Here is a 24,343-nt window from a genome sequence, read left to right on the forward strand (position 1 = left end):
GGAATATGAAAATAAGAAAGAGAAAGAGCAAAAAGAAAAACCGCTAAATGACGTTATCTTATGAGTTGGTTTTCCTCATAAAATCGTTCATCTAGCAGTTTCAGCCCTTTTTCTGGTCTTGATGAAAATTATCTAGCATTTTTCGGGTCAGATGTTGCAGTGTATCCAATTCTTCCTGTTCAAGTGGAAGATAAGACTTGATCTTTTGTGGAATACCTTCTGCTTGTTTTTGCAACGCAGCACCTTGAGGAGTCAGCGTAACATTTACGATTCTTTCATCACCCGTTTCACGCTGACGATTAATATAATTTTTTTCTGCTAACTTTTTTAGTAAGGGAGTCAGCGTACCAGAATCCAGACACAAATCATTTCCTAGCTCTTTCACTGAAGTCTTTTTCTTTTCCCATAAAACTAACATCACAAGATACTGGGTATAGGTAAGATTCAGCGGCTTGAGGAGGGAAGTGTAGTGTCTAATGATTTCCTTAGAGGCGGCATATAAAGGAAAACATACTTGATTAACTAAATATAGATCTTCCATTTTTCCACCTCCGCTGTTTTACTATAGTGTATCATAGCGGATTTACACAAAAAAGTCTATTCACTAACTGCTTTCAGAGTAACTTCTATATTTCCAGCTGTAGCTTTTGAATACGGACACACTTTATGCGCTGCCTCTAATAATTCTTGCGTTTCTTCCAGAGAAAGACCTTCGATAGATCCTTCAATCTCTACACCTAAGACAAAGCTCGTTTCACTTTCTGAATAAAGGGAAACTTGTGCACTGACAGTAGAAGCCCCAGAGATATTTTTTTGCTGTTTGATCAATTCTAATGCACTGTTAAAACATGCACTGAAACCAGCTGCAAACAATTGTTCAGGGTTGGTTGCATTTTCGACGCGTTTACCAGGAGCTGCAATATTCAATTCGAATGTACGATCGGGATTATGAACTTCTCCAGAGCGTCCGCCTGTGTTGATCATTTTCGTAGAATACATTTTTTTCATAAAATTACCACCTTTAATTATATTTTATACAATTGAATTTTACACAATATAATTGTGGAAAGCAAAGAAATGGATTGGCATAAGATAAATAAGAGAAAGCACATGAAACAGACGCGCTTTCTCGAATAGCAAACATATACAAAAAAATATCAGAGACAAAAACTAATCTCATCATAAACATTACATATATTTCTCAAAAAGTTGTTTTCTTTCTTCAAAACTTACTTCACGATGGACCTGATGAAGCATCCATAAATAACCAAAAGGATCTCTGAACATTGAGTTAGTCACACCAAAGTCCATCATTTCTGTCATTTCTTGAATCTCTACACAGCCATTTCGTAATGCTTTATTATGTGTGTCCTCGATATCAGAGACGATGATATTGAACCAGATCGTATTTGGATGTTCAGCAGTAGGAGCAGTCAAACCAAGAGACGTGTTTTCATCCAGCATATGGAATCTCGTGCCATACAAGGTAAAAATGACTTCATTATTGCCTCTAGGGTAATCTGTTGCCTCAATCAGTTGTATTTCATCAAAGATTGTTTGATACAGTTCTAGTGCTTTCAAACTATCATTTAATACAAAATCTATTTCCGTTCCTTTATGCATAAAGATCTCCTCTCCTTTTCAGTCGAACAGTTACTAGATTCTTTTATTATACCAGTTAAAGAAAACGCATTCAAAAAAATAGCGGATTTACTTACCAACTCATTCGATTGGATGATAAGTAAATCCGCGTCCCATTACTTCTGCTACGCTGCTGACAATGACAAAGGCACTTGGATCGATTTCTTCTATCAATGGTTTCATTCGGGAAAATTCATGATCAGTCACAACGATCAATAAAACCTCTTTTGACTTTCGATTATACCCGCCTTTTGCCTCTAGCAGGGTAAGGCCACGTCCAATCTCAGCACTTAAGCGAAGGCGGATGTCTTCCAAATAATGTTCACTCATGACCATAACAGATTTCTTTCGATTGATACCTGTTTCGATATAAGTCATGACAATTGAAGTGATTGCAATAGATAAAATAGCATAAAGAAACTCTTCTATTCCAAAAACAAACAGATTAAGAGAAACAACGAATGCGTCTGTAAAAAATAAGCCAATCGAAGTATTCAAGTGGAAATATTTTTTAAAAATGAGGGGAGGGATCGTCGTACCGCCGCTAGAAGAGTTGTTTTTATATAAAATCGCAACTCCTAAAGCAAAAATCGCACTTCCAAAAATGACAGACAACAACCGATCTGAAGTAATCATTGTTTCTGGAACTATTGCAATGATTAAAGGAAAAAACAAGCTTCCGAAAAGTACTTTAAAAAAGGGTTTTTTACCTAAAAATAGAAGAGCTAGTACCAACATAACGATATTCAACACTAAAATAACTATAGCTCGGTCAAATCCTAAAGCAGCTTCCAGTAATATTCCTAGACCGCTGACACCTCCAGCAGCAATATGATGAGGCCCTAAAAACATATTGATAGCGACTCCTAATATGAAGAGGGCAAAAATAATCTTAATGTATGTCCATATAAATTGTCTCGTTTCTTTCATTTATCCACTTCCTTAATTCATTAATAATACTCTTATCTTATTATAACTTACTTTTCACCTTAAGTTAACTTTAATTAATAAAAAAATTAGGCTAGTCTAAATTATTATGTTTCATTCTTCTAGAATATACTTCTACGTTAAAAACTGTTAAAAAACTTTTACTTTAGAAAATTGGAGAAATTGATCGCTTAAGATAAATTCAGGACACTAAATAGTACAGGAAGTAGATTAAAACTTTTAAAAGTTTTAAGTCTATCTATTTGGCAAGTTTAAAAAATAAAAATTCGGTATCAAAAAACTGTTACCGATAACATTTTTGAAAGCGTTGTCTTTTGTTTCTCTATCACTTATAGTGATGACGTCATATTAAAACACAAGGAGGAAATCAATGGATACAGCTGCAATTTATCATCGACCGGAAAGTGAATATGCATTTCTATATACGAATACAAGATTTCGTATTCGGCTTCGTACTAGGAAAAATGATATCAAAAAAGTATATGTGCTTTGTGGAGATCCATATACCATAACAACTGAAAAATGGTATCAAAAACAACGACCAATGAAAAAATGTCTAAGTACCAATGTTCATGATTATTGGGAAATTGAAGTGACGAGCGAAACAAGGCGCTTACAGTATGCGTTCCATGTTGTTGGGGAAGATAACACGGACTGTTTTTACGGTGATCAAGGAATTTTTCCTTATCGAGAAAATGTGATTACTGAACCAAATTTTTATTTTCGAATACCTTATTTTCATCAAATCGATCGATTCACTATTCCAGAATGGGTAAAAGAAACAGTATGGTATCAAATTTTTCCCGAAAGATTTGCAAACGGGGACAAAGCAAATGACCCCGAACATACTTTACCTTGGGGAAGTAAAGATCCAGACCGAGAAGACTTCTTCGGGGGAGATTTGCAAGGTGTGAGGGATCATTTGGATTACTTGACGGACCTTGGCGTCAATGGCATCTATTTTTGTCCCATATTTAAAGCCACATCCAATCATAAATACGATACGATTGATTATTATGAGGTGGATCCCGCTTTTGGCGATAAAAAACTTTTAAAAAACTTGATTGATGAAGCACATAAAAGAGGGATACGTATCATGTTCGATGCTGTATTCAATCATATGGGTGTCCATTCACCACAGTGGCAAGACGTTCTCAAAAACGGAGAAAAATCGATCTATAAAGACTGGTTCCACATCCGTTTTTTCCCAGTAGATTCTTATCAGATGACTGACTTACCAGAAACTGCTGAAAATATCCCATATGATACTTTTGCTTTTACTCCATTCATGCCGAAACTAAATACAGCAAATCCAGAAGTGCAAAAATATTTGCTGGATATCGCAACTTATTGGATAAAAGAATTCGATATTGATGGATGGCGTCTTGATGTTGCTAATGAAGTCGATCATCATTTTTGGAAAAAATTCAGAGAAGCAGTTACAGAAAACAAACCAGACATCTATATCCTTGGAGAGATTTGGCATTCCTCTCAAGCTTGGCTGCAAGGGGATGAATTCCATGCAGTGATGAATTATGCATTCACAGATTCGATTAAAGATTATTTTGCAAAAAAGAAAATCACAGCTTCACAAATGGTCAGTGGAATGAATCATCAGCAAATGCTTTACAGAGATCAGGTGAACGAAGGAACATTCAACTTATTAGATTCTCATGATACTGCCAGGATCTTGACCCTTTGCCAAGGTAACAAAGAATTGATGAAGTCTGTGATGGCCTTTATGTTTCTTCAAAAAGGGTCTCCTTGTATCTATTACGGGACAGAAATAGGGATGACTGGTGAAGATGACCCGGATTGCCGCAAATGTATGATATGGGAGAAGGAGGAACAAGATCTAGAGCTATTCGGTTTTATAAAAGAACTTGTTTCTCTAAGGAAACAGTTGTCTAAGATTATTTCTGAAGGTTCTACTCAGTGGCTAATAGTATATGATCGTGAAGATAAGCTCTATTTCACACGGGAACTAGAGGGACAGATCATCTATGTTTACTTTAATCAGTCAAAAGAACCTTGGGTAGTAGAACAGGAAAATGAGGTGATTCTTAGTCAAAATTGTCAGTTGTTAGAAGACGGGAAAGCAGAGATACGACAATACGGATTTTTGATCATGTGTTGAAAACTGTTACCGGTAACAACAAGAAAGCGTTTGCAAATGAAGATTTGTGCCCATTATAATAAGGGTGTAACAGCACGTTGAATACACAGGAGGAAATGAAGATGAAAAAAAGAAGTGTGAAACAGTTGGGTTTAGGGTTAATCTCTTTAGGAATCTTAGGCGGATTAGCGGCTTGTGGCAATGGTAACTCTTCAGCAGAAGGGGAAGCCGATGAAGGAAAAACGTTAACAGTTTCCGTTGATTCTGGATATAAAGATTATATAAACGAAATAAAAAACACTTTCGAAAAAGAAAACGATGTGAAAATCAAGCTAGTAGAAAAGGACATGTTCGATCAGTTGGAATCATTAGCGTTAGATGGGCCTGCTGGAAAGGGACCTGACGTTATGATGGCAGCATATGACCGGATCGGTGCGTTAGGACAGCAAGGACATCTGGCGGAAGTAAAACTGGGAAATGAAGCAGCTTACGATGAAACAGACAAAGCCCAAGTGACTTATGATGGAAAAATCTACGGAGAACCTGCAGTAATCGAGACCCTTGTTTTGTACTATAACAAAGATTTAGTCGATACAGCACCATCAACGTTTAAAGATTTGGAGAATCTATCCAAAGACAGTCGTTTTGCTTTTGAGTCAGAAGCAGGAAAAAATACAGGATTTTTAGCTAAATGGACTGACTTTTATTATTCCTATGGTTTAATTGCAGGTTACGGTGGCTATGTATTTGGTGATGATGGCACAAATCCTTCAGATATCGGTTTGAATAATGCAGGTGCTGTAGAAGGAATCTCTTATGCAACAGATTGGTTCAAAAATGTTTGGCCAAAGGGAATGCAAGACATAAAAAGTGCAGGAGACTTCGCCAGCCAGCAATTCATGTCCAATAAAACTGCAGCAATCATTGACGGTCCATGGCAAGCGCAAACATACAAAGAAAACAATATCAATTATGGTGTAGCCAAAATTCCTACTCTAAATAATGGACAGCCTTATCAACCGTTTGGCGGAGGAAAAGGATGGGTAGTCAGCAATTATGCTAAAAACAAAGACCTCTCTCAAAAATGGCTTGATTATGTAACGAATCAGGAAAATCAAGAAAAATTCTTTGAAATGGTAAATGAAATCCCTGCAAACCAACAAGCTAGGGAAACAGCAAAGGCTAAAAACGATGAATTAACAACAGCTGTGATTGAACAATATGAAACAGCTCAAGCGATGCCAAACATCCCAGAAATGGGCGAAGTTTGGACAGGTGCAGAAAACTTGATGTTCGATGCAGCATCAGGTTCAAAAACACCAAAAGAATCCGCAGATGAAGCAGTAAAAACAATCAGTGAAGCCATAGAACAAAAATACTGATTAAAATGATAACCGTCCATTTTTATAAAAAATGGAACAGGTGCTTCAGATAAAAGTGGCAAGAGCGAGATGGAAAATTATCTTGCTCTTGTTGCCATTATCTTAAAAGCAGTTTGCGGTTTAGCAAGTTTAGAGGGGGCATTCAGATGCAGCAAGATAAAACAAGCAATATCAACGAAAAAAAAATCACGCTTTGTTCACTTATTCCAGGGATGGGGCAGTTTGTAAATGGCCAAGCTTTTAAAGGTATCGTTTTTTTCGCCATATTCGTCCTATTCATTGGTCAGATGCTTCTGGGCGGATTTCATGCATTGGTAGGATTGGTTACTTTGGGAAGTATACCAATGGAAGATCATTCATTATTTATTTTGATTGAAGGCACTTTGCAATTCATCATTACAATCATTTTCTTGATTTTTTACGGTTTGAATCTTTTAGACGCTTATCGAGTAGCGAAGATGCGTCAAGAGGGCAAAAAAATCAATCGGACGATGAAGGAAGTCATACATAATATAGGTGATGAAGGTTTTCCTTATCTATTGACACTTCCCGCTTATCTTCTCATGATTTTTACGATCATTTTCCCAGTCCTAGTTACATTGTTCACTGCATTTACTAATTATGACTTCAATCATATTCCACCAGCCAGTTTAATTGATTGGGTAGGGGCTAAAAACTTTTTTAGTATCTTCTTTTTAAGCTCATATCGTAATACTTTTTTTGCAGTCTTTTCGTGGACCGTGATTTGGACTTTATGTGCAACAACTTTGCAAATCACCCTTGGTATTCTCACAGCGGTTGTTGCTCACCAGAAATTTATTAAATTCAAACGTATTTTCGGTATCATTTTCTTATTACCATGGGCGGTCCCAGCTTTTATTACTATCATGAGTTTTTCGAATATATTCAACGATAGCGTAGGTGCCATCAATACTCAAGTGATTCCTTTCATAAACCAGCTTCCTTTTGTAGATATCAGTGCAATCTCTTGGAAAACGGACCCGAACTGGACGAAAGTAGCAATTATCTTAGTGCAGGGCTGGTTAGGATTTCCCTATATCTATGTGATGGTTACAGGAATCTTACAATCGATTTCAGAAGACTTATATGAAGCAGCAAAAATCGACGGAGCAAATGCATGGCAGCGCTTTTCAAACATCACGCTTCCTGCTGTCTTCCTAGTGGCAGCGCCAACATTTATTACACAGTATACGGGGAATTTCAATAATTTCTCCATGATCTATCTGTTTAACAATGGTGGTCCCGGAAGCGTAGGCGGAGGAGCTGGTTCTACTGATATTCTTATTTCCTGGATCTATAAACTTACGACTGGAACTTCTCCGCAGTATTCTATGGCTTCAGCAATCACGTTGATTATCTCCGTCATCGTTATCTGTGTGTCATTGCTGGTATTTAAAAAGACAAATGCGTTCAATATGGGGGATTAACAATGAAAAAATTTCATTCGAGTGCTCGATTCCAAAAACGACTTTCTCACTTTTTTACTTACTTTTTTCTTTTAATACTGTCAGTCATTATCATCTATCCGCTTTTGATCACAGCAAGTACTGCCTTCAAGTCAGGAAATATTGCAGCTTTTAGTTTAGATCTTTCAAGTGACTGGACTTTAGGAAACTTTACTCGGCTATTCAGTGAAACACTTTACGGGACTTGGTATAAAAATACATTGATCATTTCTGTCCTAACAATGATCGTACAAGTGACTGTAGTAACTTTGGCGGGCTATACTTATAGTCGCTATCGTTTTATCGGCCGCAAATCAAGTTTGATGTTCTTTTTAGTGATTCAGATGGTACCGACTATGGCAGCATTGACTGCCTTTTATGTCATGGCTTTCTTATTAGAAGCGCTCGATAAGTACTGGTTCTTGACAATGATCTATATAGGCGGTGGAATTCCAATGAATACTTGGCTGATGAAAGGATACTTTGACACTGTACCAATAGATTTAGATGAATCTGCTAAACTTGATGGGGCAGGGCATTTCAGGATTTTTTTCCAGATTGTATTACCGCTTGTCAAACCGATGCTCGCCGTTCAAGCATTATGGGCTTTTATGGGACCTTTTGGGGATTTCATGTTAGCTAAGTTCCTGCTTCGAACACCTGAAAATCAGACTGTTGCTGTCGGCTTACAAACATTTATTTCTGATGTGACAAACCAAAGAGTCTCTCTTTTTGCTGCTGGGGCAATTTTGATTGCACTACCGATTTGTCTATTATTCTTCTTTTTACAAAAGAACTTTGTTACCGGCCTGACATCTGGCGGAACAAAAGGATAGGAGCAGAGTATCATGCAAACATTTCCGTTAAACTATTTTTCCGCATTACGTACGCCAACTCAAGTGTTTGCGGGACGCAAACTATTATCATGGCCTAAATTTTTCTTGATATTTGTATTTTTAGTTTCCTTGATGGTCATGCCTGTGACTCTTTTTTATGCCAATCAGATCCAAGCGATTCCATTAGAACAATTTCTATCCGTTCATTCGCTGATCGATGAACAAGGAACCCAAAAATTTTCTGAACTTGAATTATCTGAAACTGGGTTACAAGCATCGCAACAAACGATAGCTGTGACCCCTGAAATTTTGGTAGGTGTGTCTTTATCTGAGAAACAACAATCCGATCATGGAACTTTTATTGATTTTGAGAAGGAACAATGGGTGATCCAACAAAAGGATAAATCTGGTATACGCCGCTATACGATGAATTATAGCCCATCTTTCCAACCAGATTCTGTACGTACGCCCGAAGATTTCCAACGATTTTTAGAAAGAGAATTTTATGCCAGTAATCGTCCAACAATCATTTTATCTTATAGTTTAAGTCTTGGTCTTGTCCTATTTGTCATGACGAGTCTCATTTTATTCGGGGCTTCCTTTTTCTTGTGGATGACAAGAAAAAGCCAACTTTCATCCATTCATACATTCAAAGAGAGTGCAAATTTGATGCTGAATGTTATGGGAATAGGTTCCATGGCAGCAGCAGTTGTAGGGTTTATCCACTTTGACTTTATCTTGATGCTAAGTGTCCAAACAACGATAACTGTCTTGCTGCTTTTATGGGTTTTTGTCAAAACAAGATTCAAAGATAAGCGTGTCGAATGACAAGTTTAAGCGATTTATGCGACAATGAATGTGAAAAAAATGAAAAATAAAGTAGTTTTTGAAAAATTTCTGAAAAAATTAAACTTCTTAGTTGATTCTTTTCTTTTTTAGTATTAACGTAATAGGGTAGTTTTTTTAAGGAGGAAAATCATGTTAGAGAAAACTTTATACAATCAATTATTTTCACGTTCTTTCTCGCTCCCTGTCGAAGTAAATTATTGGGACGGTACAACGAAACAATACGGAGATACGGACACTCCTCCCCAAATCAAAATCAATATCCATGAAGAAATCCCAATGAAAGAGATTACAAGTAACGCTTCTTTGGCACTAGGAGAAGCCTATATGGATCATCGAATCGAGATCGAGGGAAGTATCCAAGCATTGATCAACGATGCTTATCAGCAAGCAAACAGCTTTTTACGAGGAAAAGATTATCTAAAATGGCTGCCAAAGAAAGAAAAACATACGAAACAAAAAAACAAAGAAGATATCCATGCGCATTATGACTTAGGTAACGACTTTTATAAACTTTGGCTAGATCCAACTTTGACTTATTCTTGTGCTTATTTCAATACACCTGAAGATACGTTGGAACAAGCACAAATCAATAAAGTCCATCATATCTTAGACAAACTCTTTATCAAAGAAGGCGAAACGTTGCTTGATATCGGTTGTGGCTGGGGAACATTGATGTTCACTGCTACCAAAGAGTATAATGTCAAGGCAACTGGGATCACACTAAGTGAAGAACAATACGATTTGATTACCAAAAGAATAAAAGAAGAACATTTAGAAGATAAATGCCGTGTATTATTAATGGATTACCGCGAACTAAAAGGCGAAACGTTTGATCATATCACAAGTGTAGGTATGTTCGAACATGTAGGTTCTGAAAATCTTGAAGGTTATTTCAAAGTGGTAAAAGATTTATTGAAACCAAAAGGAACAGCTTTGATCCATGGAATCAGCCGACAACAAGGCGGTGCGACAAATGCTTGGATCAATAAATATATTTTCCCTGGCGGTTATGTCCCTGGTGTTACTGAATTAGTTGATAATATTACAAAAAACGATTTGCAACTGATTGATTTGGAAAGCTTACGTCGTGACTACCAATTGACATTAGAACATTGGACAAAGAATTTTCATCAAGTCCAAGATCAAGTCACGAAAGAAATGGGTGATTCCTTCTATCGAATGTGGGATCTATATTTACAAGCTTGTGCAGCTTCATTTGAATCAAGTAATATCGATGTGATTCAATATTTGCTTGTTCAACCTGGAAACAATGACATCCCAATGCATCGTGCATAATTGAGGCAAAAGTACTGTTTAAAGACTATTTAAAAAGAAGCTAAGTTTTATGATGCTCCAGAAGTGAACTTTTTTGTCTAACTTCTAGGATTGTCTCTAAAGCTTAGTTTCTTTTTCTTTATATTTTCATAATAAAAGTTTGGTTCTTTAATTTTTAAACATGACAGAAAATTTTTTCTTCGTTATACTTGTAATAGAATACTATTTTATAACAAAGGGGATCGAATCAATGAAAAAAACTGTTATTTATACTAGTTTATTTGCAGCTTTGTTTTTAGCTGCTTGTCAATCAAATACCAATCAAGGCACATCTGGGAATACGTCTTCCAGTAGCGAACAGCGCTCTTCACAGGTATCGGACTCCTCAACAAAAGCAAGCACATCTTCGTCTAGCCAGACAAAAAGTTCTAGTGAAGCAAGTACTCAGTCAGATATCAAAGTGTCTGCAGCTCGTGCGATCGAATTGTTCCAAGATAAATACCCAGATACTGCAATTACTAGTTTGGAATTAGATAGTGATTGGGGATCTTACTTCTACAAGATAGAAGGTGTCGATGATCAAAAAGAATACGAAGCAAGAATTGATGCTCAAAATGAAAAAATGGAGACAGAGAATCCAGAAACTCTAGATCGAGATGAACAAAATGGTCAAAAGAAAAAAGAAGATGGTCTGGATGTTGATAAATTGATCACGATTGAGGAAGCAGCAAAAATCGCCGTCGACAAAGTAGGAAGCGGTACGGCAACAGATTGGGATTTGGATAAAGATTTAGGTACTACTTATTGGGAAGTCAAAGTAAAAGACGGCAATCAAAGTACATCAGTCAAGATCAATAGCCAAACAGGCGAAGTACTGTCAACTGAACAAGATGATTAAGAATTTCTTCGGAAAACAAGAGTTGATTTTTCTTTTAGTCATGATACACTAGACAAAATAACTTGTTTGAAGGAGCGATTTACTTGAGTTTAGAAACGACCTTTGCCAATCATATCTTTGCCAATCCTTTGATGAATGCATCTGGTGTCCACTGCATGACTACCCAGGAATTAGATGAACTGGCTCATTCAGAAGCAGGAGCATTTATCACTAAGAGCTGTACGATCAATGAACGAAAAGGAAATCCCGAACCACGCTATTTTGATGTTCCTTTAGGGAGTATCAATTCTATGGGACTTCCAAACTTAGGTTTTTCTTATTATCTAGAGTATGCTCTTGCGTATGAAAAAGTGCAGGAAAACCAAAATCAACCGTTATTTTTTTCCATTGCCGGGATGAGTGTCCAGGAAAACTTGGAAATGCTTGAGAAAATAGAAAAAAGTGGGTTTAATGGGATCACTGAATTAAATTTATCTTGTCCCAATGTGCCTGGAAAACCACAACTAGCTTACGATTTTGAGGCCACTTATGAAACACTGAAAGAAGTATTCAGCATCTTTTCTAAGCCGCTAGGAATCAAATTGCCTCCTTATTTTGATTTTGCTCATTTTGATCAGATGGCTGATATCTTGAATCAGTTTCCATTGACCTATGTCAATGCTATCAACAGTGTGGGCAATGGTTTGTATATCGATACAGAACAAGAAGCAGTAGTCATCAAACCAAAAGAAGGGTTCGGCGGCATTGGCGGAGAGTATATCAAGCCGACTGCTTTGGCGAATGTTCGCGCTTTTTATACACGTTTGAAACCAGAAATCCAAATCATTGGTACAGGTGGGATTCGGACAGGACAAGATGCATTTGAACATCTGCTATGTGGCGCAAGCATGTTACAGATTGGTACAGAGCTTCATAAAGAAGGGCCGGAAATTTTTTCTAGAATCATAAAAGAATTAACGCAGATTATGTCAGAAAAAGGATATACGTCAATTGACGAATTTAAAGGCAAATTACGCACCATTTCATAGCAAAGAGACGAAGGTCATGATTGATCTTCGTCTTTTTTTATAAAAAACACTCGTCTGTTCATTCCTGTGCAAGCGTACTCATTGTATGTTAGACGAACTTGTGGGAAAATAACAGAGGCAAAAAGGAGGATAATATGAATGATGCAACAGAATTAGCAAAAGAGCTTAAAGAAAAAGAATTTAGTTTTCAAGAACTAGTTACGGATATACAGAAAAAAATAAAGAAGCAAAATCATGAATTGAATGCGTTTGTCGCGCTTGAACCATTCGAGAGTAATTCCCACGAGCTATTGATTCCCCAGTCAGAAAAAGGGCCATTGGCTGGTATCCCATTTCCTTTAAAAATGCTCGGTCAAGAAAAAAAGGGATGGCTAGCTACTTCAGGATCTCGTTTATTTGAAACACACCGAGCTTCTCATACATCTAATTATGTGCGGCAAGCAGAAGCGATAGGTCTAGTTCCTTTTGGACAAACCAATGCGCCAGAGTTTGGTTTCAAAAATATTACAGACCCAGTCATCTATGGCCCAGCAAGAAACCCTTGGAACCTTGAATGTACACCGGGCGGATCAAGTGGAGGAGCTGCTGCTGCAGTTTCATCAGGAATCGTTCCTTTAGCTGGTGCTAGTGATGGCGGTGGTTCTATTAGAATACCCGCTTCGTTTTGCGGATTGATTGGGCTGAAACCTTCGCGAGGGACGATGCCAGTTGGTCCATATGCTTGGAGAGGATGGCAAGGAGCTGCTATTGATTTCGGCTTGACAGTTTCTATGAGAGACACGGAGGCTTTATTTTATGGGATGAGAAGTATCCATTCCGGTGCGCCATATCAAGTATCGCCAGTTGAGTGGCAAACACATCCAAGAAAAAAACGGTTGAAGATAGCTTTTTGTGTTGATTCACCGATCCACTCACAGATTAGTGAAGAGGCAGTACTTGCTGTAAAAAAAGCTGTAGATTTCCTTGGAAAAGAAGGGCATGATTTGACAGAGATTCCTTACCCACTAGATGGTCGTAAACTGATCACGTCTTATTATCAGATGAATGGCGCAGAAACAGCAGCAATGATCCGCTCGATTGAAACAGGCATCCAGCGAGCTGTCAGAAAAGAAGAACTTGAACCCATTTCTTGGACTTTGTTCCAATATGGTCAGAAGCTCTCTGCCGCTACTTACATCGATTCTCTGCATGTATGGGATGAAGCAGCAATTGTCATGGAAAACCTACATCAAGAATACGATCTATTCCTTTCACCAACGACTGCATTTACCGCCCCTAAAATCAGCGAAGATTTGCAAAGTGATGCGATAAGAGCACAGATGGAACACATCAGTGATTGTTCTGAAGTAGAAGGTTTAGACGTTGTTTCTTCCATGTTTGAGGAGAGCTTGAAGATCACACCTTATACACAGTTGGCTAATCTGACTGGACAACCAGCAATCAGCTTGCCTACTCATTTGACAAAAGAAAACATGCCTCTAGGAATCCAATTTATGGCTGCCAGAGGAAGAGAAGATTTGCTATTTCAAATCGGCTATCTATTTGAAGCAAATCATCAGTTCCATTTACCAAATCCATGGAAATAGCAGAAACAAGGAGAAGAAGAATGAAGAAAAAAAGATTGTTTGCTCTAATAACTAGTGCCTTTTTTATTTTAAGCGCTTGCGGTACAGCTGCCGCTAATCAGGAAGATAACAGCTGGAGTAATGTAGAAAAAAAGAAAGAATTAGTAGTAGCGACTTCTGGCACACTGTTTCCCGCATCTTATTATAATGATCAAAATGAATTAGTTGGTTATGATGTAGATTTGGCAAAAGAGGTGGCTAAACGGTTAAATGTCAAAATCTCCTTTAAAGAATACAACGTGGATGGACAAATCACTTCTGTTTCAAAAAGAGAATCAGATTTTGCTGCGAACGATTTTGGTATCACAAAAGAAAGAGAAAAAAAATTCTCCCTTTCAGAGACTTTCAAATATTCATTTGACAGTATGATCGTACGAAAAAAAGATGATTCAGGAATCCACTCACTTGAAGATCTTAAAGGGAAAAAAGCAGCTGGCGAACCCAATACTAGCTATATGCGTTTAGCGGAAAAACACGGAGCTAAATTAGTCACATATGACAATGCCACGAATGATCAGTATTTAAGCGATGTAGCAAATGGTCGAACAGATGTTATTCTAAATGATTATTATCTGCAGAAAATGGCCGTATCTGCTTTACCAGATATCCCTGTAAAAATACTGGAGAACGTTTATTTCAATGAAAACGAAAGTGGTTTTTTATTGAAAGAAGGAAATGATGCTCTGAAAAAGAAAATCGATGGCGTATTAAAAGAGATGAAAGAAGATGGGACGACAAAGAAAATATCTGAAAAATATTTTCAAACTGATGTTTCAGTCAAACCGAAAGAAACGATGGCTGAGTCGGTGAGTGAGTGATGTACTTTCCTCTAATTGATTTTTCCCTCATGTGGACTTCACTTCCTTTCGTACTGCAAGGCTTGGTATACACATTAGGGATTGGCTTCGTGTCGTTTCTTTTAGGAAATTTGGTAGGGTTGCTTTTGACAGTTTTAGGTCTTTTGGATTGGCTGCCTCTGAATGTATTTATTCGTTTTTATTTATCGTTCTTTAGAGGCATTCCCGCACTAGTCCTGCTGTTTCTGTTATATTTCGGGTTACCTTATCAATTAAGTGCCTTAACGGCTTCAGTCATCTGCTTTACGATTACCAGCAGTGCATTTATTGGTGAAATCTATCGAGGATCACTAGCAGGCGTTTCTTCAGGTCAGTGGGACGCTGGTTTAGCTTCTGGTTTTTCTTTCTTTGGGGTATTGAAATATATCGTTTTGCCGCAAGCTTTTCGAATCTCAGTACCGGCACTCAGTAACGTAGCTATGGATCTAGTGAAAGGTACTTCGTTAGCAGCAACAATCACAGTACCAGAAATATTTCAAAAAGCAAAGATCATAGGCGGTCGGACATTCGATTATTTTTCTCTCTATATTTTAGTTGCACTGATTTATTGGGTCATTTGTATCGGGATCGAAAAAGTGCAACAGTATTTAGAAAAACGTTCTATCCATCAGTCAATCTGAAAAATAGAAATGGTGCTAGCGTGGCTGGCACCATTTCTATTTTTTGTTTCTTGTATATTCTGCCTAGTATTTTAAAACCATTTCATGTAAAATGTAAATCGAAAATATGTTCGGAGGTAGAAAACATGAAGACCCCGCTAACCATCGAAATAGAATCCTCGTTATACCAATATTGCATCGAGCAAGGCGGCTTGGTTGTAGAAGAAGTCACGATGCCTGATGACCAAGGAATTGTAGATACGCTTAGCTGCTTGACAAAATTTGATGGAAGCCGAGAATGGCGATGCTATGAGCTGAAAGTGACAAAAGCAGATTTTCGCTCTACAGCCAAACTGTCATTTGTTGGACATTATAATTATTTTGTTTTACCAAGTAAACTATATGAAGAAGTAAAAACTGAAATCCCTACAGGAATAGGTGTTTTAGTGTATCGTCCGTACACGGTTGAAGAGGAGATGCCTGCCTCTGGTACATTTCTGATTGCGAAAAAAGCAGCAAAGAAAGAGCTTGCTGTACCGGAAGAAGCTTTGACAAACCGCTTCATGGCTTCTTTATTCAGGGAAGTAAGAAAAGCAAAGCAAATGGAGCGAGGCGTAAAATATTTTCCAAAAGATCAATTGTACAAAGAATTGAAAAGACGTTCAGAAAATCAAGATCCATTTTCTAACGAACGATATTATGAACGGTTTTTAGAGGAAATAGCTAGTCAGGCAATCAATGAGTTGCAAGAAGAAGTTATCGCGCTTCAGCATGATTATGAATATTTGAGGCAACAACAGCAGATCCGTCGGTTGCCTACAGAGCCATTGGAGTGAAAAATATGTACTATCCTTATTTAAGAGGAAAACAATTTGACCTATTAGCATTAAAAGAAGCACTGTCGCGAGGATTGCTCTCCAATAAAATCCAACCAGTGATCGAACCAGTACGTGATTCCGCTACGCTTAAAAATGTGATCGAATTATTTCAAAAAAAGCACCATCCAATCGCTGTGATCCAAAATCCCCAAGTAGGACAATTCAAATTATTCGATCAGCATGTGCACAGTTGGACAGTCAAAGAAAATAGCTCTGTCGTCCCTGCACAGATCTTAACGCCAGAAAATCTCAGTGAAGTACTGGATTCACCTCCAGCGTTTCTTGTTTTCGATGGACAGCACTACCCAAAAGATACAGAGGTGTGGAAACAGTTGGCAGGAGTTGATTCGAAATTTTTGATACCAGATACTAGTCGCTTTCGCATCTGGCTGCCCGAAAACAAAATTGTGATCCGTGACTCTTTTCAAACGAGAAAGCATGTTGAAAGTTATGCAGATAAAACAGATGACTTTTTTAGTGATGACTATCTTTTTTTCCACGCAGACGGATATATTGGATTTTCTGATTTCACGATCGAAGGTAGCCGTTATTTCGATAAAGGGTTCCCTAGCCGAGCGCTTGCTATCCATCTAACGTATATTGATGCTTACGGCAATATACGCGTGAAACATTTTGTCTCTGACAGTAACGACTCTGCTAAAGACCAAGCATTGAAGTTTCTTGAAGCAGGAGATAAAATGAAAAAATGGATCATGCGTCACCATCATCAACTCTTGATTACTTCAGGAATGATTGAATTATTGGCTCTTTACCAGCAACAAAAATTCCCTGGACTGGGAGTGTTGAAAAAGTGGTCACTTATGCATCATTTGGAACTTATTAGTCACCTGCTAGATCATCCAAAAGATTGGCTTAAATATTATTCAAAAGTTCAGGAACTATATGAAGTGATCCAATGATTAGATAATGTAAATGAAAAAGGAATAGAAAAGAGGAAACTGGATGTATATTCGGCAAACAAGGAAAGAAGAAGTAGAAGAAGTGGTAGAAATCATTAATGCCGCAGCGGATTTCATTGCTTCGCAAGGCTCTCCTCAATGGCAAAACGGGCAGAAACCAACAAAAGAAACGATTTTGAACGATATTGAAAGAAAAGAAAGCTATGTATTAATAGTGGAAGATCAAATTGCTGGAACAGCTGCATTAGTCTCAGGCGTGGATCCCGTTTACACAAAAATAGATGGTAGTTGGAAAGAATCAACTGGTCCTTATTTATCGATTCATCGTGTCGCTTTAGCAGAAAGTACTCGAGGAAAAAAACTAGCAAAACCGTTCTTAGAACATTTGTTGACGATTGCAGCCAGCAAAAATATCCAAGATATCCGTATCGATACTTATCCAGCTAATGAACCGATGGAAAAGACCATCTATTCTGCTGGATTCACTTATCAAGGGATGATTGAATTTCCTTTTGAACACGGCGAAAGAAAAGCATATCAAATAATCATCAATTGACTATAAAATCATCTGAGCAAAGATAAAGACATTAACACTACTGAAAAAAACAATCATATGATAGCCAAGAGGTTGTAACAGAAGTGGCCAGCTTCAAAAAACAAGAAAGAATTTCCGAAAATGCTTCTCAAATTTTTGTGGAATTTTAGCGTATTTTACGAAATAGCTGCTTTCTGAAACTCCCTTCATCGAGAGGTCGTGACATAGCTTTTGTCACGATCTCTCGGCTTATCCTACGAGTATTATTCGATACATTTATATCAATAATCCTTTTTTTATTTTATCTGCAGCTTCTTGGAACGCTCCATCGTTTGACACGACTAAAAGTGAGGGGATAGCTTTCAAACGTTTCAACTGTGCTAAATCTTCTACATAAACCGCCAGTCTGGCTGAAATCTGTTCAGATGAATCTCCACGTTTTTTCAGGCGCGATTGCAATGTTTCTTTAGAGATCGTAATAAAGATAGGACGGACTACCGTCCCGAAATACTCATATAAATGCCAAAAACCATTTGCTGTCAAAACGGCGTAACAATTTCCTACTGTCAGTTTCTTTTTAATTTCTGCTTTACTGGAACCATATTTATGTTGAGCATATTGGTCCCACTCTGCAAACTCATTTCCCTTGATCATCTGATTGAATGTATTGTCAGAAACAAAATAATAATCCTCTTGATCTTTTTCCCCAGGTCTTGGTGATCGATTCGTGTAAGTAATGATCTTTTGTTCCGGCTGAAAAATAGCTTCTGCGAGTGAAGTTTTTCCAGAACCAGAAGGACCGATAAATACATAGCAATAATTCATTGTCATTTCTCCTTTGATGATTGAACAAGTGAAAAAGCTTTGGAAAATATTTCCAAAGCTTTTAAAAGTAACTTTGCTTTTTTGTATTTTATACCAGCAAGCCAGTCACAATAGCACTTAAAAAGCTGACTAAAGTCGCTGTTAGCAAAATTTTCAATCCGTGTTTTGCGACAAGATTTCCTTTTTCTTCATTTAATCCCTTCATCGCACCAGAAATGATCCCGATAGAAGAGAAGTTGGCAAATGAAACGAGGAAGACAGATATAATTGCTGTTGTACGCTCAGTAAAATGGAAATTACCATTTGCTAATTCTGTCATAGCAACAAATTCATTTGTAACCAGTTTAGTCGCCATGATACTACCGGCATCCACTGCTTCTTTCCATGGGATTCCGCTGATGAAGGCAAGAGGGGCAAAGATGTAACCTAGGATCTCTTGGAAAGTGATGCCGAATATCCCGTGGAAGATAGCATTGATCATGGCAATCAAAGCAACAAAACCGATAAGCATAGCAGCAACCGTGATCGCCACATGGAAACCATCAAGAATGTATTCTCCCAACATTTGGAAAAATGTCTGTTCTTTGTTTTCTTCAATGATCAGCTCATCTTCTTTTTCTTCTAATACATAGGGATTTACAATTGAAGCCAGAATATAACCGCCAAATAAGTTCAAAACAAGGGCAGTGATCACATATTTAGAATCGATCAGTGCCATATAAGATCCGACGATCGACATAGAAACTGTAGACATAGCCGATACACTCATGGTGAACAAACGTTTCTCAGATAGGAAGGGTAATTCCTTTTTTATGGAAATAAAAACTTCCGATTGTCCTAAAATAGCAGAAGCTACTCCATTATAAGATTCCAATTTGCCCATCCCGTTGATTTTACTTAATCCTAGACCAACAGCTTTCATAAATAATGGAAGAATCTTGATATAGCGTAGAATACCGATAATAGCAGAAATAAATACAATTGGCATCAATACGGAAAGAAAGAAAGGTGCACTTCCTTTATTTGCTACACCGGCAAAAACAAAGTCAACACCTTGCCCAGCAAAAGCAAGAAGATGATCAAACATTTTTGCCAATACAGAAACAACCGCTGTACCAAAAGTTGTACGTAATAATACGAAACCAAGAACAAGCTGTAAAACGAACATCACAATTAGTGGTTTCAATTTGATTGCTTTTTTGTTACTGCTGATCAAAAAAGCAAGCCCTAATGTGACAAATAAACCAATAATACCTAATAAATAACTCAAATAATCACTCCTATTCCAAATTCCGTTTTATTTTACCTGTTTTGCAAATAAAATACTAATCTTTAGTGAAATTTTCATTACTTTTTTAGAGTGAAACGCATTCATTTTCCATTAGAAAATAAAGCGAACAAAATAAAAGGTTTAAAAAGTGTAACGTCTTAGTAAAGTCTATAAAAAAACGAAACTATCGATTAAGCTAATAGTTTCGTTTTCAACATTTATAAGTAAACTTTTTCTATTGGTAATATAGATTTTCGGAAGGGTAGACAGGTGCGCAGGTAATATCGATTCCTAGTTTTTTCAATGTTTGTTCATCATTTTTATTGACCATCACAGTAGAGTGGGCTTGTGCTCCCTCAAGTTCAGCTAGTTTATCATAAGCAACTTGAGCGATTGGATTCGTTACTGCACTGATTGATAAAGCGATCAAGACTTCATTGATGCTTAGTGCATCCAAAGAGGAATGAAGTGTCTTTGATTTCAATCCTTGTATTGTTTCAAGAACTAATGGTGACAATAAAGGAATGTCATCTGCGATATGGGCTAAATGTTTTACTGCATTTAAGATAACTGCCGCTGACGCATCCATCAATGAACTTGTACGCCCGGTAATGATGACTTCATCTGGTAATTCGATTGCAATCACAGCAGAAGGATCTTTTGTAGGACTTTGCGCTTGAATCTTATCTGCATAGTCATGGGCAGGGACTACCACGTTTCGGTCTTCAGGACGTAAACCGACTTCTTCCATAATCAGTTTGATTCGATTAACTGCTTCTTCGTCGATCAATCCTTTTTTGAAGTCGCATTCTGTTTGGAAATAACGACGGATGATTTCTTGTTTAGAGGCTTCTTGGACAACGGTATCATCCACGATCCCAAATCCTACACGATTCACACCCATGTCAGTAGGAGATTGATAAACAGATTCTTTACCAGTAATTTTTTCAATAATACGTTTGATTACAGGAAATGTCTCAACATCCCGATTATAGTTCACAGCTACTTTATTGTAGGCATCAAAGTGGAAGGAATCGATCATATTGACATCTTTTAGATCGACTGTGGCTGCTTCATAAGCAATGTTCAGCGGATGTTTCAACGGAACATTCCATACTGGGAAAGTTTCGAACTTGGAGTAACCAGCTGCATGTCCTTTTTGGCTTTCATGATACAGTTGGTTCAAGCAAGTAGCGAGCTTTCCACTTCCTGGGCCAGGAGCTGTCACTACAACGATTGGTTTAGTTGTTTCAATATACTCATTTTTTCCAAAACCATCTTCTGAGACGATTTTTTCTACGTTGACTGGATAGTCTTCGATTTCTGAGTGTTTATAGACCTTGATGTTTCGTCTTTCTAGTTTATTGATAAAGACTTTCGTGGCAGGCTGTCCACTATAGCGAGTGATAACGACACTGTTGATTAATAAGCCATAACCACGTAATTCATCGATTAACCGCAAGATATCCATATCATAAGTAATCCCATAATCACCACGGATCTTATTACGTTCAATATCTCCAGCATAGACGCAAATCAGTATTTCAGCTTGATCTTTCAATTTTTGCAGCAATTTGATTTTCGCATCTTCTTCAAATCCTGGAAGTACACGTTTCGCATGCTTGTCGTCAACTAGCTTCCCACCAAATTCTAAATATAATTTGTCATAGTGGTTCACTCGTTCCAAAATATACGCTGACTGCTCTTCAATATATTTTTCTGAATCAAAACCAATTTTTTTCACTAGGTTCCCTCCTTAAGTACTAAAGCATTTTTTCATTTTTTTGAGGATTCGTCAACTGGAAGAGCGAAATTCCTCAAAAAAACAAAGAAAATGGTTTAAACCAACTTGTCTAGATAGTTATTCATTGGTATGATAGTTTTTGATAAGGAAGGTGCTACATGAAAAAAAGACAGAAAAAGAAAAACGCATATAAACACTATATCCGTTCGATTTTTACCGGTTATGAAAGAATGCTTGAAGATCCCGAATTGGAACAATTGACGTTTACTTATCTAAACGAAGAAACGCAGCTAACTCGTGATGAGCATCAGCGCATTCATTTCACAACAAGAGATCTGCCTAGTAAATAAAAAATAAGATAAAGGTCATCGGATTCGATTCTGTCCTATCAGATGGAAAGACTAGTTGATCGAAAAAAAGGCTGTACCAAATTTTGGTGCAGCCTGTTTTATGGAGCATTGCCCGCTCTTTTTTATAACAATTTTTTACAGAAAATGGTACTATTGAAGTATTAATAAGTGAAAAACAGATGAGTAAGAGGAGGCAAGTAGTATGAAAGAGCCAGATACAAATGCAAATTATGAGCCAGACGAACTAGAGGAGACGAACGCGGATCAGGATACAGGACAAGAATCGTCTTCTTTTTACGATATCAAAGAAAAAGCAAGCATGAATCTTTCCCAATTATTAGAAGACTTACAGGCTTTTGAAAAAGCTGTCCGCGAAGAAGATATCCCTGAGATCTACCGTTTATACAATGGCCGATTGAATGAAGAATTAAAAAGAAGCTCAAATGAAAATCACGAGATCGATCAATTGCTGATGCGTAAGATCCATGATCGTTTTTTACAGGAATTTCCTTTTATGGAACAAGTAGAAAACATCTCGCCAACGATGAGCTATTACAAAATCGGCACTTATTACCATGATCGGCCCACGGTCGGTATTGATGCAAGTCTGCCAGAAATTTTTGTTTTGCCTAAGATCGATGAAGAGTGGGAGAAATATTCCCAACCGGAGTCAACGGACTATGACAAAAAAATCAATGAGCTAGACGCAAAGGTGATCACTGCTCAGACAGAAATTGAACGTTTAGATGAACAAATAAAAGAAATCAATCGACAAATGACTGATTTGAACGACAATAAAGGATTCTTGAATCGTAAAAAAATCGAGGAAGAAATTCAAGAATTAGAGAAGAAGAAGCAAGTACTATCTAATGAAAAATTAGGCTGGCTTCCTTATATTGAGACGCCTGAAACAATCCAGCAGCAAAAAGAAGCATTGAAGCAAGAAGCAAGAGCAGACCAGCTTCGTGCAGCCATCGTAGAAAAAGAACAAAGGCAAATCAGACGCTATTTCGGTAGCAAAGAGGGATTCGGTCAAGCAATCCATGAATTCTTGATGAATTATCTTGGCAATGAGAATCCTAATAATCAATCTAATGAAGGAGGTTCCGAGTATGAATGAACACGATGAAGCAGAATGGACAAAAAATGAAGAACAAACAGAAGATCATGAAGAAACGAACACTTCATTGGAAGAACAAACAAGTAATCCTCTGGATGACACAGAAGAAATCCCTATGCTAGAGGAAACAAAAATACACGAAAAAGAAAAAGTAACTCCGACGAATACGAATACTGCAGAAAACACCCATGCTTACGAAATAACTGAAAATCCCGGGTATTTAGAAGGAAAAGAGCAAGATCATCAAGATATCGTCAGTTTGATTGAAACAGCGGAAGCAGAATTAGCGGATTTACGTATGAGAAAAGATTTGATCGAATCAGATTTTCCACAATTATTAGAATCATATGATCGTTTTATATTGAATGAAGAACCAATCTCCACGATCGGAAAGACAAGCCTGATCGAATACTTCACGTATGAATTACTGAAACCGTTGAATGATATTGGTCTGGAACGGTCAAATTCAGCTTATGACACATGGAAAACAAGACATTTTTCGATCAATTATACGTTGAATGGACAAAACGAATTAGTCTTTTCCTTTGTATTACCGACCATCGATCAACGATACCAAGTGGAATCGATGAGTCTCCTAAACGTATCACCAGAGACAATGGAAATCAATGTCCAAGATGACCGGGTGCTTTCTTTGATCCGACACTGGTCAGTGGATCGAGTATTCTCTGCAGGGCAGATCACGATATTCAATCACAAATTGAATCAATTATTAGCCCATGCAAGAACACTTGGTTTTACCGTTAATCAGACATTACTAGACAATACGAAGCCACTTCGTTTGAATCTTCAGAGCGAATTTGAATTGACGAATGAAGTATTGGATGATATTTTTATCGTGGCAATGAAAAATCCATCCTACGATATGGAAAAGATCAACGAAACTACTTATCAAGTACGATTAGATAAAGGACAGTCTTTAACGATAACAACAAACGAAAAAGATCAAACAGTCTTGTCGATCTCATCTGGAGACTACCCACGATCTGTCATTGATTTCTTTATCAATTACGAATTCTTGGTCCCATTAATGGTGAGAAAGTCCTGATTGGATAAGTTGGATTACCAGATGTCATTCAGATAATTCTGTTCCAAAGGACTTGCGGCAGTTATCCAGAATAATTGTCACAAGTCTTTTCTGTATGTACTAAATGGACGTGAAT

General features: G+C 37.4%; 24 protein-coding genes. 17 read left to right on the plus strand and 7 right to left on the minus strand.

All coding sequences use genetic code 11. The annotated features are described in order from the left end of the window. Positions 1 to 100 precede the first annotated feature (100 nt). The 4 genes from OS138_RS09825 to OS138_RS09840 form a co-directional block, all read right to left on the minus strand. A complete protein-coding gene (locus OS138_RS09825) occupies positions 101 to 541 on the minus strand; it encodes a MarR family winged helix-turn-helix transcriptional regulator (RefSeq protein WP_002288165.1) in 441 nt (146 codons plus the stop codon). A 56-nt stretch (positions 542 to 597) separates the two neighbouring features. Further along, positions 598 to 1,008 (minus strand): organic hydroperoxide resistance protein, encoded by a 411-nt coding sequence (locus OS138_RS09830; protein WP_002288163.1) that lies wholly within the window; start codon positions 1,006 to 1,008, stop codon positions 598 to 600. A gap of 180 nt (positions 1,009 to 1,188) precedes the next feature. Continuing rightward, on the minus strand, positions 1,189 to 1,623 hold the full coding sequence (locus OS138_RS09835; RefSeq protein ID WP_002288162.1) for a VOC family protein: 435 nt from the start codon (positions 1,621 to 1,623) through the stop codon (positions 1,189 to 1,191). 99 nt (positions 1,624 to 1,722) lie between these two features. Next, entirely contained in the window at positions 1,723 to 2,571 is an 849-nt protein-coding gene (locus OS138_RS09840; RefSeq protein ID WP_002295924.1) for a YitT family protein, read from the minus strand. A gap of 388 nt (positions 2,572 to 2,959) precedes the next feature. Between OS138_RS09840 and OS138_RS09845 the strand changes: the two genes are divergently transcribed. The 14 genes from OS138_RS09845 to OS138_RS09910 all read left to right on the plus strand — a co-directional run bounded on the left by OS138_RS09845 (position 2,960) and on the right by OS138_RS09910 (position 17,874). Next, positions 2,960 to 4,726 (plus strand): glycoside hydrolase family 13 protein, encoded by a 1,767-nt coding sequence (locus tag OS138_RS09845; RefSeq protein WP_325070073.1) that lies wholly within the window; start codon positions 2,960 to 2,962, stop codon positions 4,724 to 4,726. A gap of 101 nt (positions 4,727 to 4,827) precedes the next feature. Continuing rightward, entirely contained in the window at positions 4,828 to 6,087 is a 1,260-nt protein-coding gene (locus OS138_RS09850; RefSeq protein ID WP_002288159.1) for an extracellular solute-binding protein, read from the plus strand. Between the two features lie 146 nt (positions 6,088 to 6,233). Next, positions 6,234 to 7,535 (plus strand): carbohydrate ABC transporter permease, encoded by a 1,302-nt coding sequence (locus OS138_RS09855; RefSeq protein ID WP_002288157.1) that lies wholly within the window; start codon positions 6,234 to 6,236, stop codon positions 7,533 to 7,535. Positions 7,536 to 7,537: 2 nt separating this feature from the next. Then, entirely contained in the window at positions 7,538 to 8,389 is an 852-nt protein-coding gene (locus tag OS138_RS09860) for a sugar ABC transporter permease (RefSeq protein WP_002288156.1), read from the plus strand. 12 nt (positions 8,390 to 8,401) lie between these two features. Further along, a complete protein-coding gene (locus OS138_RS09865; RefSeq protein WP_002295923.1) occupies positions 8,402 to 9,217 on the plus strand; it encodes a maltodextrose utilization protein MalA in 816 nt (271 codons plus the stop codon). A gap of 150 nt (positions 9,218 to 9,367) precedes the next feature. Continuing rightward, entirely contained in the window at positions 9,368 to 10,534 is a 1,167-nt protein-coding gene (locus OS138_RS09870) for an SAM-dependent methyltransferase (protein WP_002295921.1), read from the plus strand. A 229-nt stretch (positions 10,535 to 10,763) separates the two neighbouring features. After that, the gene (locus OS138_RS09875) at positions 10,764 to 11,411 is read left to right on the plus strand and encodes a PepSY domain-containing protein (RefSeq protein ID WP_002295919.1); all 648 of its coding nucleotides are present in this window, start codon (positions 10,764 to 10,766) and stop codon (positions 11,409 to 11,411) included. A gap of 83 nt (positions 11,412 to 11,494) precedes the next feature. Continuing rightward, positions 11,495 to 12,439 carry a dihydroorotate oxidase gene (locus tag OS138_RS09880; RefSeq protein WP_002295918.1) on the plus strand — a complete coding sequence of 315 codons (945 nt, stop codon included), beginning with the start codon at positions 11,495 to 11,497 and terminating at the stop codon, positions 12,437 to 12,439. Between the two features lie 134 nt (positions 12,440 to 12,573). Further along, positions 12,574 to 14,025: an amidase gene (locus tag OS138_RS09885; protein ID WP_002295917.1), complete on the plus strand. Its 1,452-nt coding sequence runs from the start codon at positions 12,574 to 12,576 to the stop codon at positions 14,023 to 14,025. A gap of 20 nt (positions 14,026 to 14,045) precedes the next feature. Then, positions 14,046 to 14,882 carry a transporter substrate-binding domain-containing protein gene (locus OS138_RS09890; protein WP_002295916.1) on the plus strand — a complete coding sequence of 279 codons (837 nt, stop codon included), beginning with the start codon at positions 14,046 to 14,048 and terminating at the stop codon, positions 14,880 to 14,882. After that, the gene (locus OS138_RS09895; RefSeq protein WP_002321153.1) at positions 14,882 to 15,541 is read left to right on the plus strand and encodes an amino acid ABC transporter permease; all 660 of its coding nucleotides are present in this window, start codon (positions 14,882 to 14,884) and stop codon (positions 15,539 to 15,541) included. Before OS138_RS09890 ends, OS138_RS09895 begins: the two co-directional genes overlap by 1 nt. 125 nt (positions 15,542 to 15,666) lie before the next feature. Next, positions 15,667 to 16,356, plus strand: coding sequence for a hypothetical protein (locus OS138_RS09900; RefSeq protein ID WP_002303824.1), 690 nt, complete (start codon positions 15,667 to 15,669; stop codon positions 16,354 to 16,356). Between the two features lie 5 nt (positions 16,357 to 16,361). Further along, positions 16,362 to 17,318, plus strand: coding sequence for a sce7725 family protein (locus tag OS138_RS09905; RefSeq protein ID WP_002295913.1), 957 nt, complete (start codon positions 16,362 to 16,364; stop codon positions 17,316 to 17,318). 43 nt (positions 17,319 to 17,361) lie between these two features. After that, positions 17,362 to 17,874: a GNAT family N-acetyltransferase gene (locus OS138_RS09910; protein WP_002295912.1), complete on the plus strand. Its 513-nt coding sequence runs from the start codon at positions 17,362 to 17,364 to the stop codon at positions 17,872 to 17,874. A 255-nt stretch (positions 17,875 to 18,129) separates the two neighbouring features. On the opposite strand, the gene OS138_RS09915 is transcribed toward OS138_RS09910, so the two are convergent. From OS138_RS09915 to OS138_RS09925, 3 genes are all read right to left on the minus strand, one after another. After that, complete coding sequence (locus tag OS138_RS09915; RefSeq protein WP_002295911.1) at positions 18,130 to 18,678, minus strand: guanylate kinase; 549 nt, start codon at positions 18,676 to 18,678, stop codon at positions 18,130 to 18,132. A gap of 88 nt (positions 18,679 to 18,766) precedes the next feature. Beyond that, entirely contained in the window at positions 18,767 to 19,948 is a 1,182-nt protein-coding gene (locus OS138_RS09920) for a NupC/NupG family nucleoside CNT transporter (protein WP_002295909.1), read from the minus strand. A gap of 235 nt (positions 19,949 to 20,183) precedes the next feature. Next, complete coding sequence (locus OS138_RS09925; RefSeq protein ID WP_002295908.1) at positions 20,184 to 21,692, minus strand: DUF1846 domain-containing protein; 1,509 nt, start codon at positions 21,690 to 21,692, stop codon at positions 20,184 to 20,186. A gap of 158 nt (positions 21,693 to 21,850) precedes the next feature. Here OS138_RS09925 and OS138_RS09930 point away from each other — a divergent pair, with 158 nt between their 5' ends. The 3 genes from OS138_RS09930 (at position 21,851) to OS138_RS09940 (ending at position 24,228) form a co-directional block, all read left to right on the plus strand. Further along, positions 21,851 to 22,042, plus strand: coding sequence for a hypothetical protein (locus OS138_RS09930; protein WP_002295907.1), 192 nt, complete (start codon positions 21,851 to 21,853; stop codon positions 22,040 to 22,042). 202 nt (positions 22,043 to 22,244) lie between these two features. After that, positions 22,245 to 23,162 carry a coiled-coil domain-containing protein gene (locus tag OS138_RS09935; RefSeq protein WP_002295906.1) on the plus strand — a complete coding sequence of 306 codons (918 nt, stop codon included), beginning with the start codon at positions 22,245 to 22,247 and terminating at the stop codon, positions 23,160 to 23,162. Beyond that, positions 23,155 to 24,228 carry a hypothetical protein gene (locus tag OS138_RS09940; protein ID WP_002295905.1) on the plus strand — a complete coding sequence of 358 codons (1,074 nt, stop codon included), beginning with the start codon at positions 23,155 to 23,157 and terminating at the stop codon, positions 24,226 to 24,228. The genes OS138_RS09935 and OS138_RS09940 overlap by 8 nt, the downstream gene beginning before the upstream one ends. Positions 24,229 to 24,343 lie beyond the last annotated feature (115 nt).

The sequence above is a fragment of the Enterococcus sp. E5-37 genome (genome assembly GCF_035726925.1).
Classification (GTDB): domain Bacteria; phylum Bacillota; class Bacilli; order Lactobacillales; family Enterococcaceae; genus Enterococcus_B; species Enterococcus_B faecium.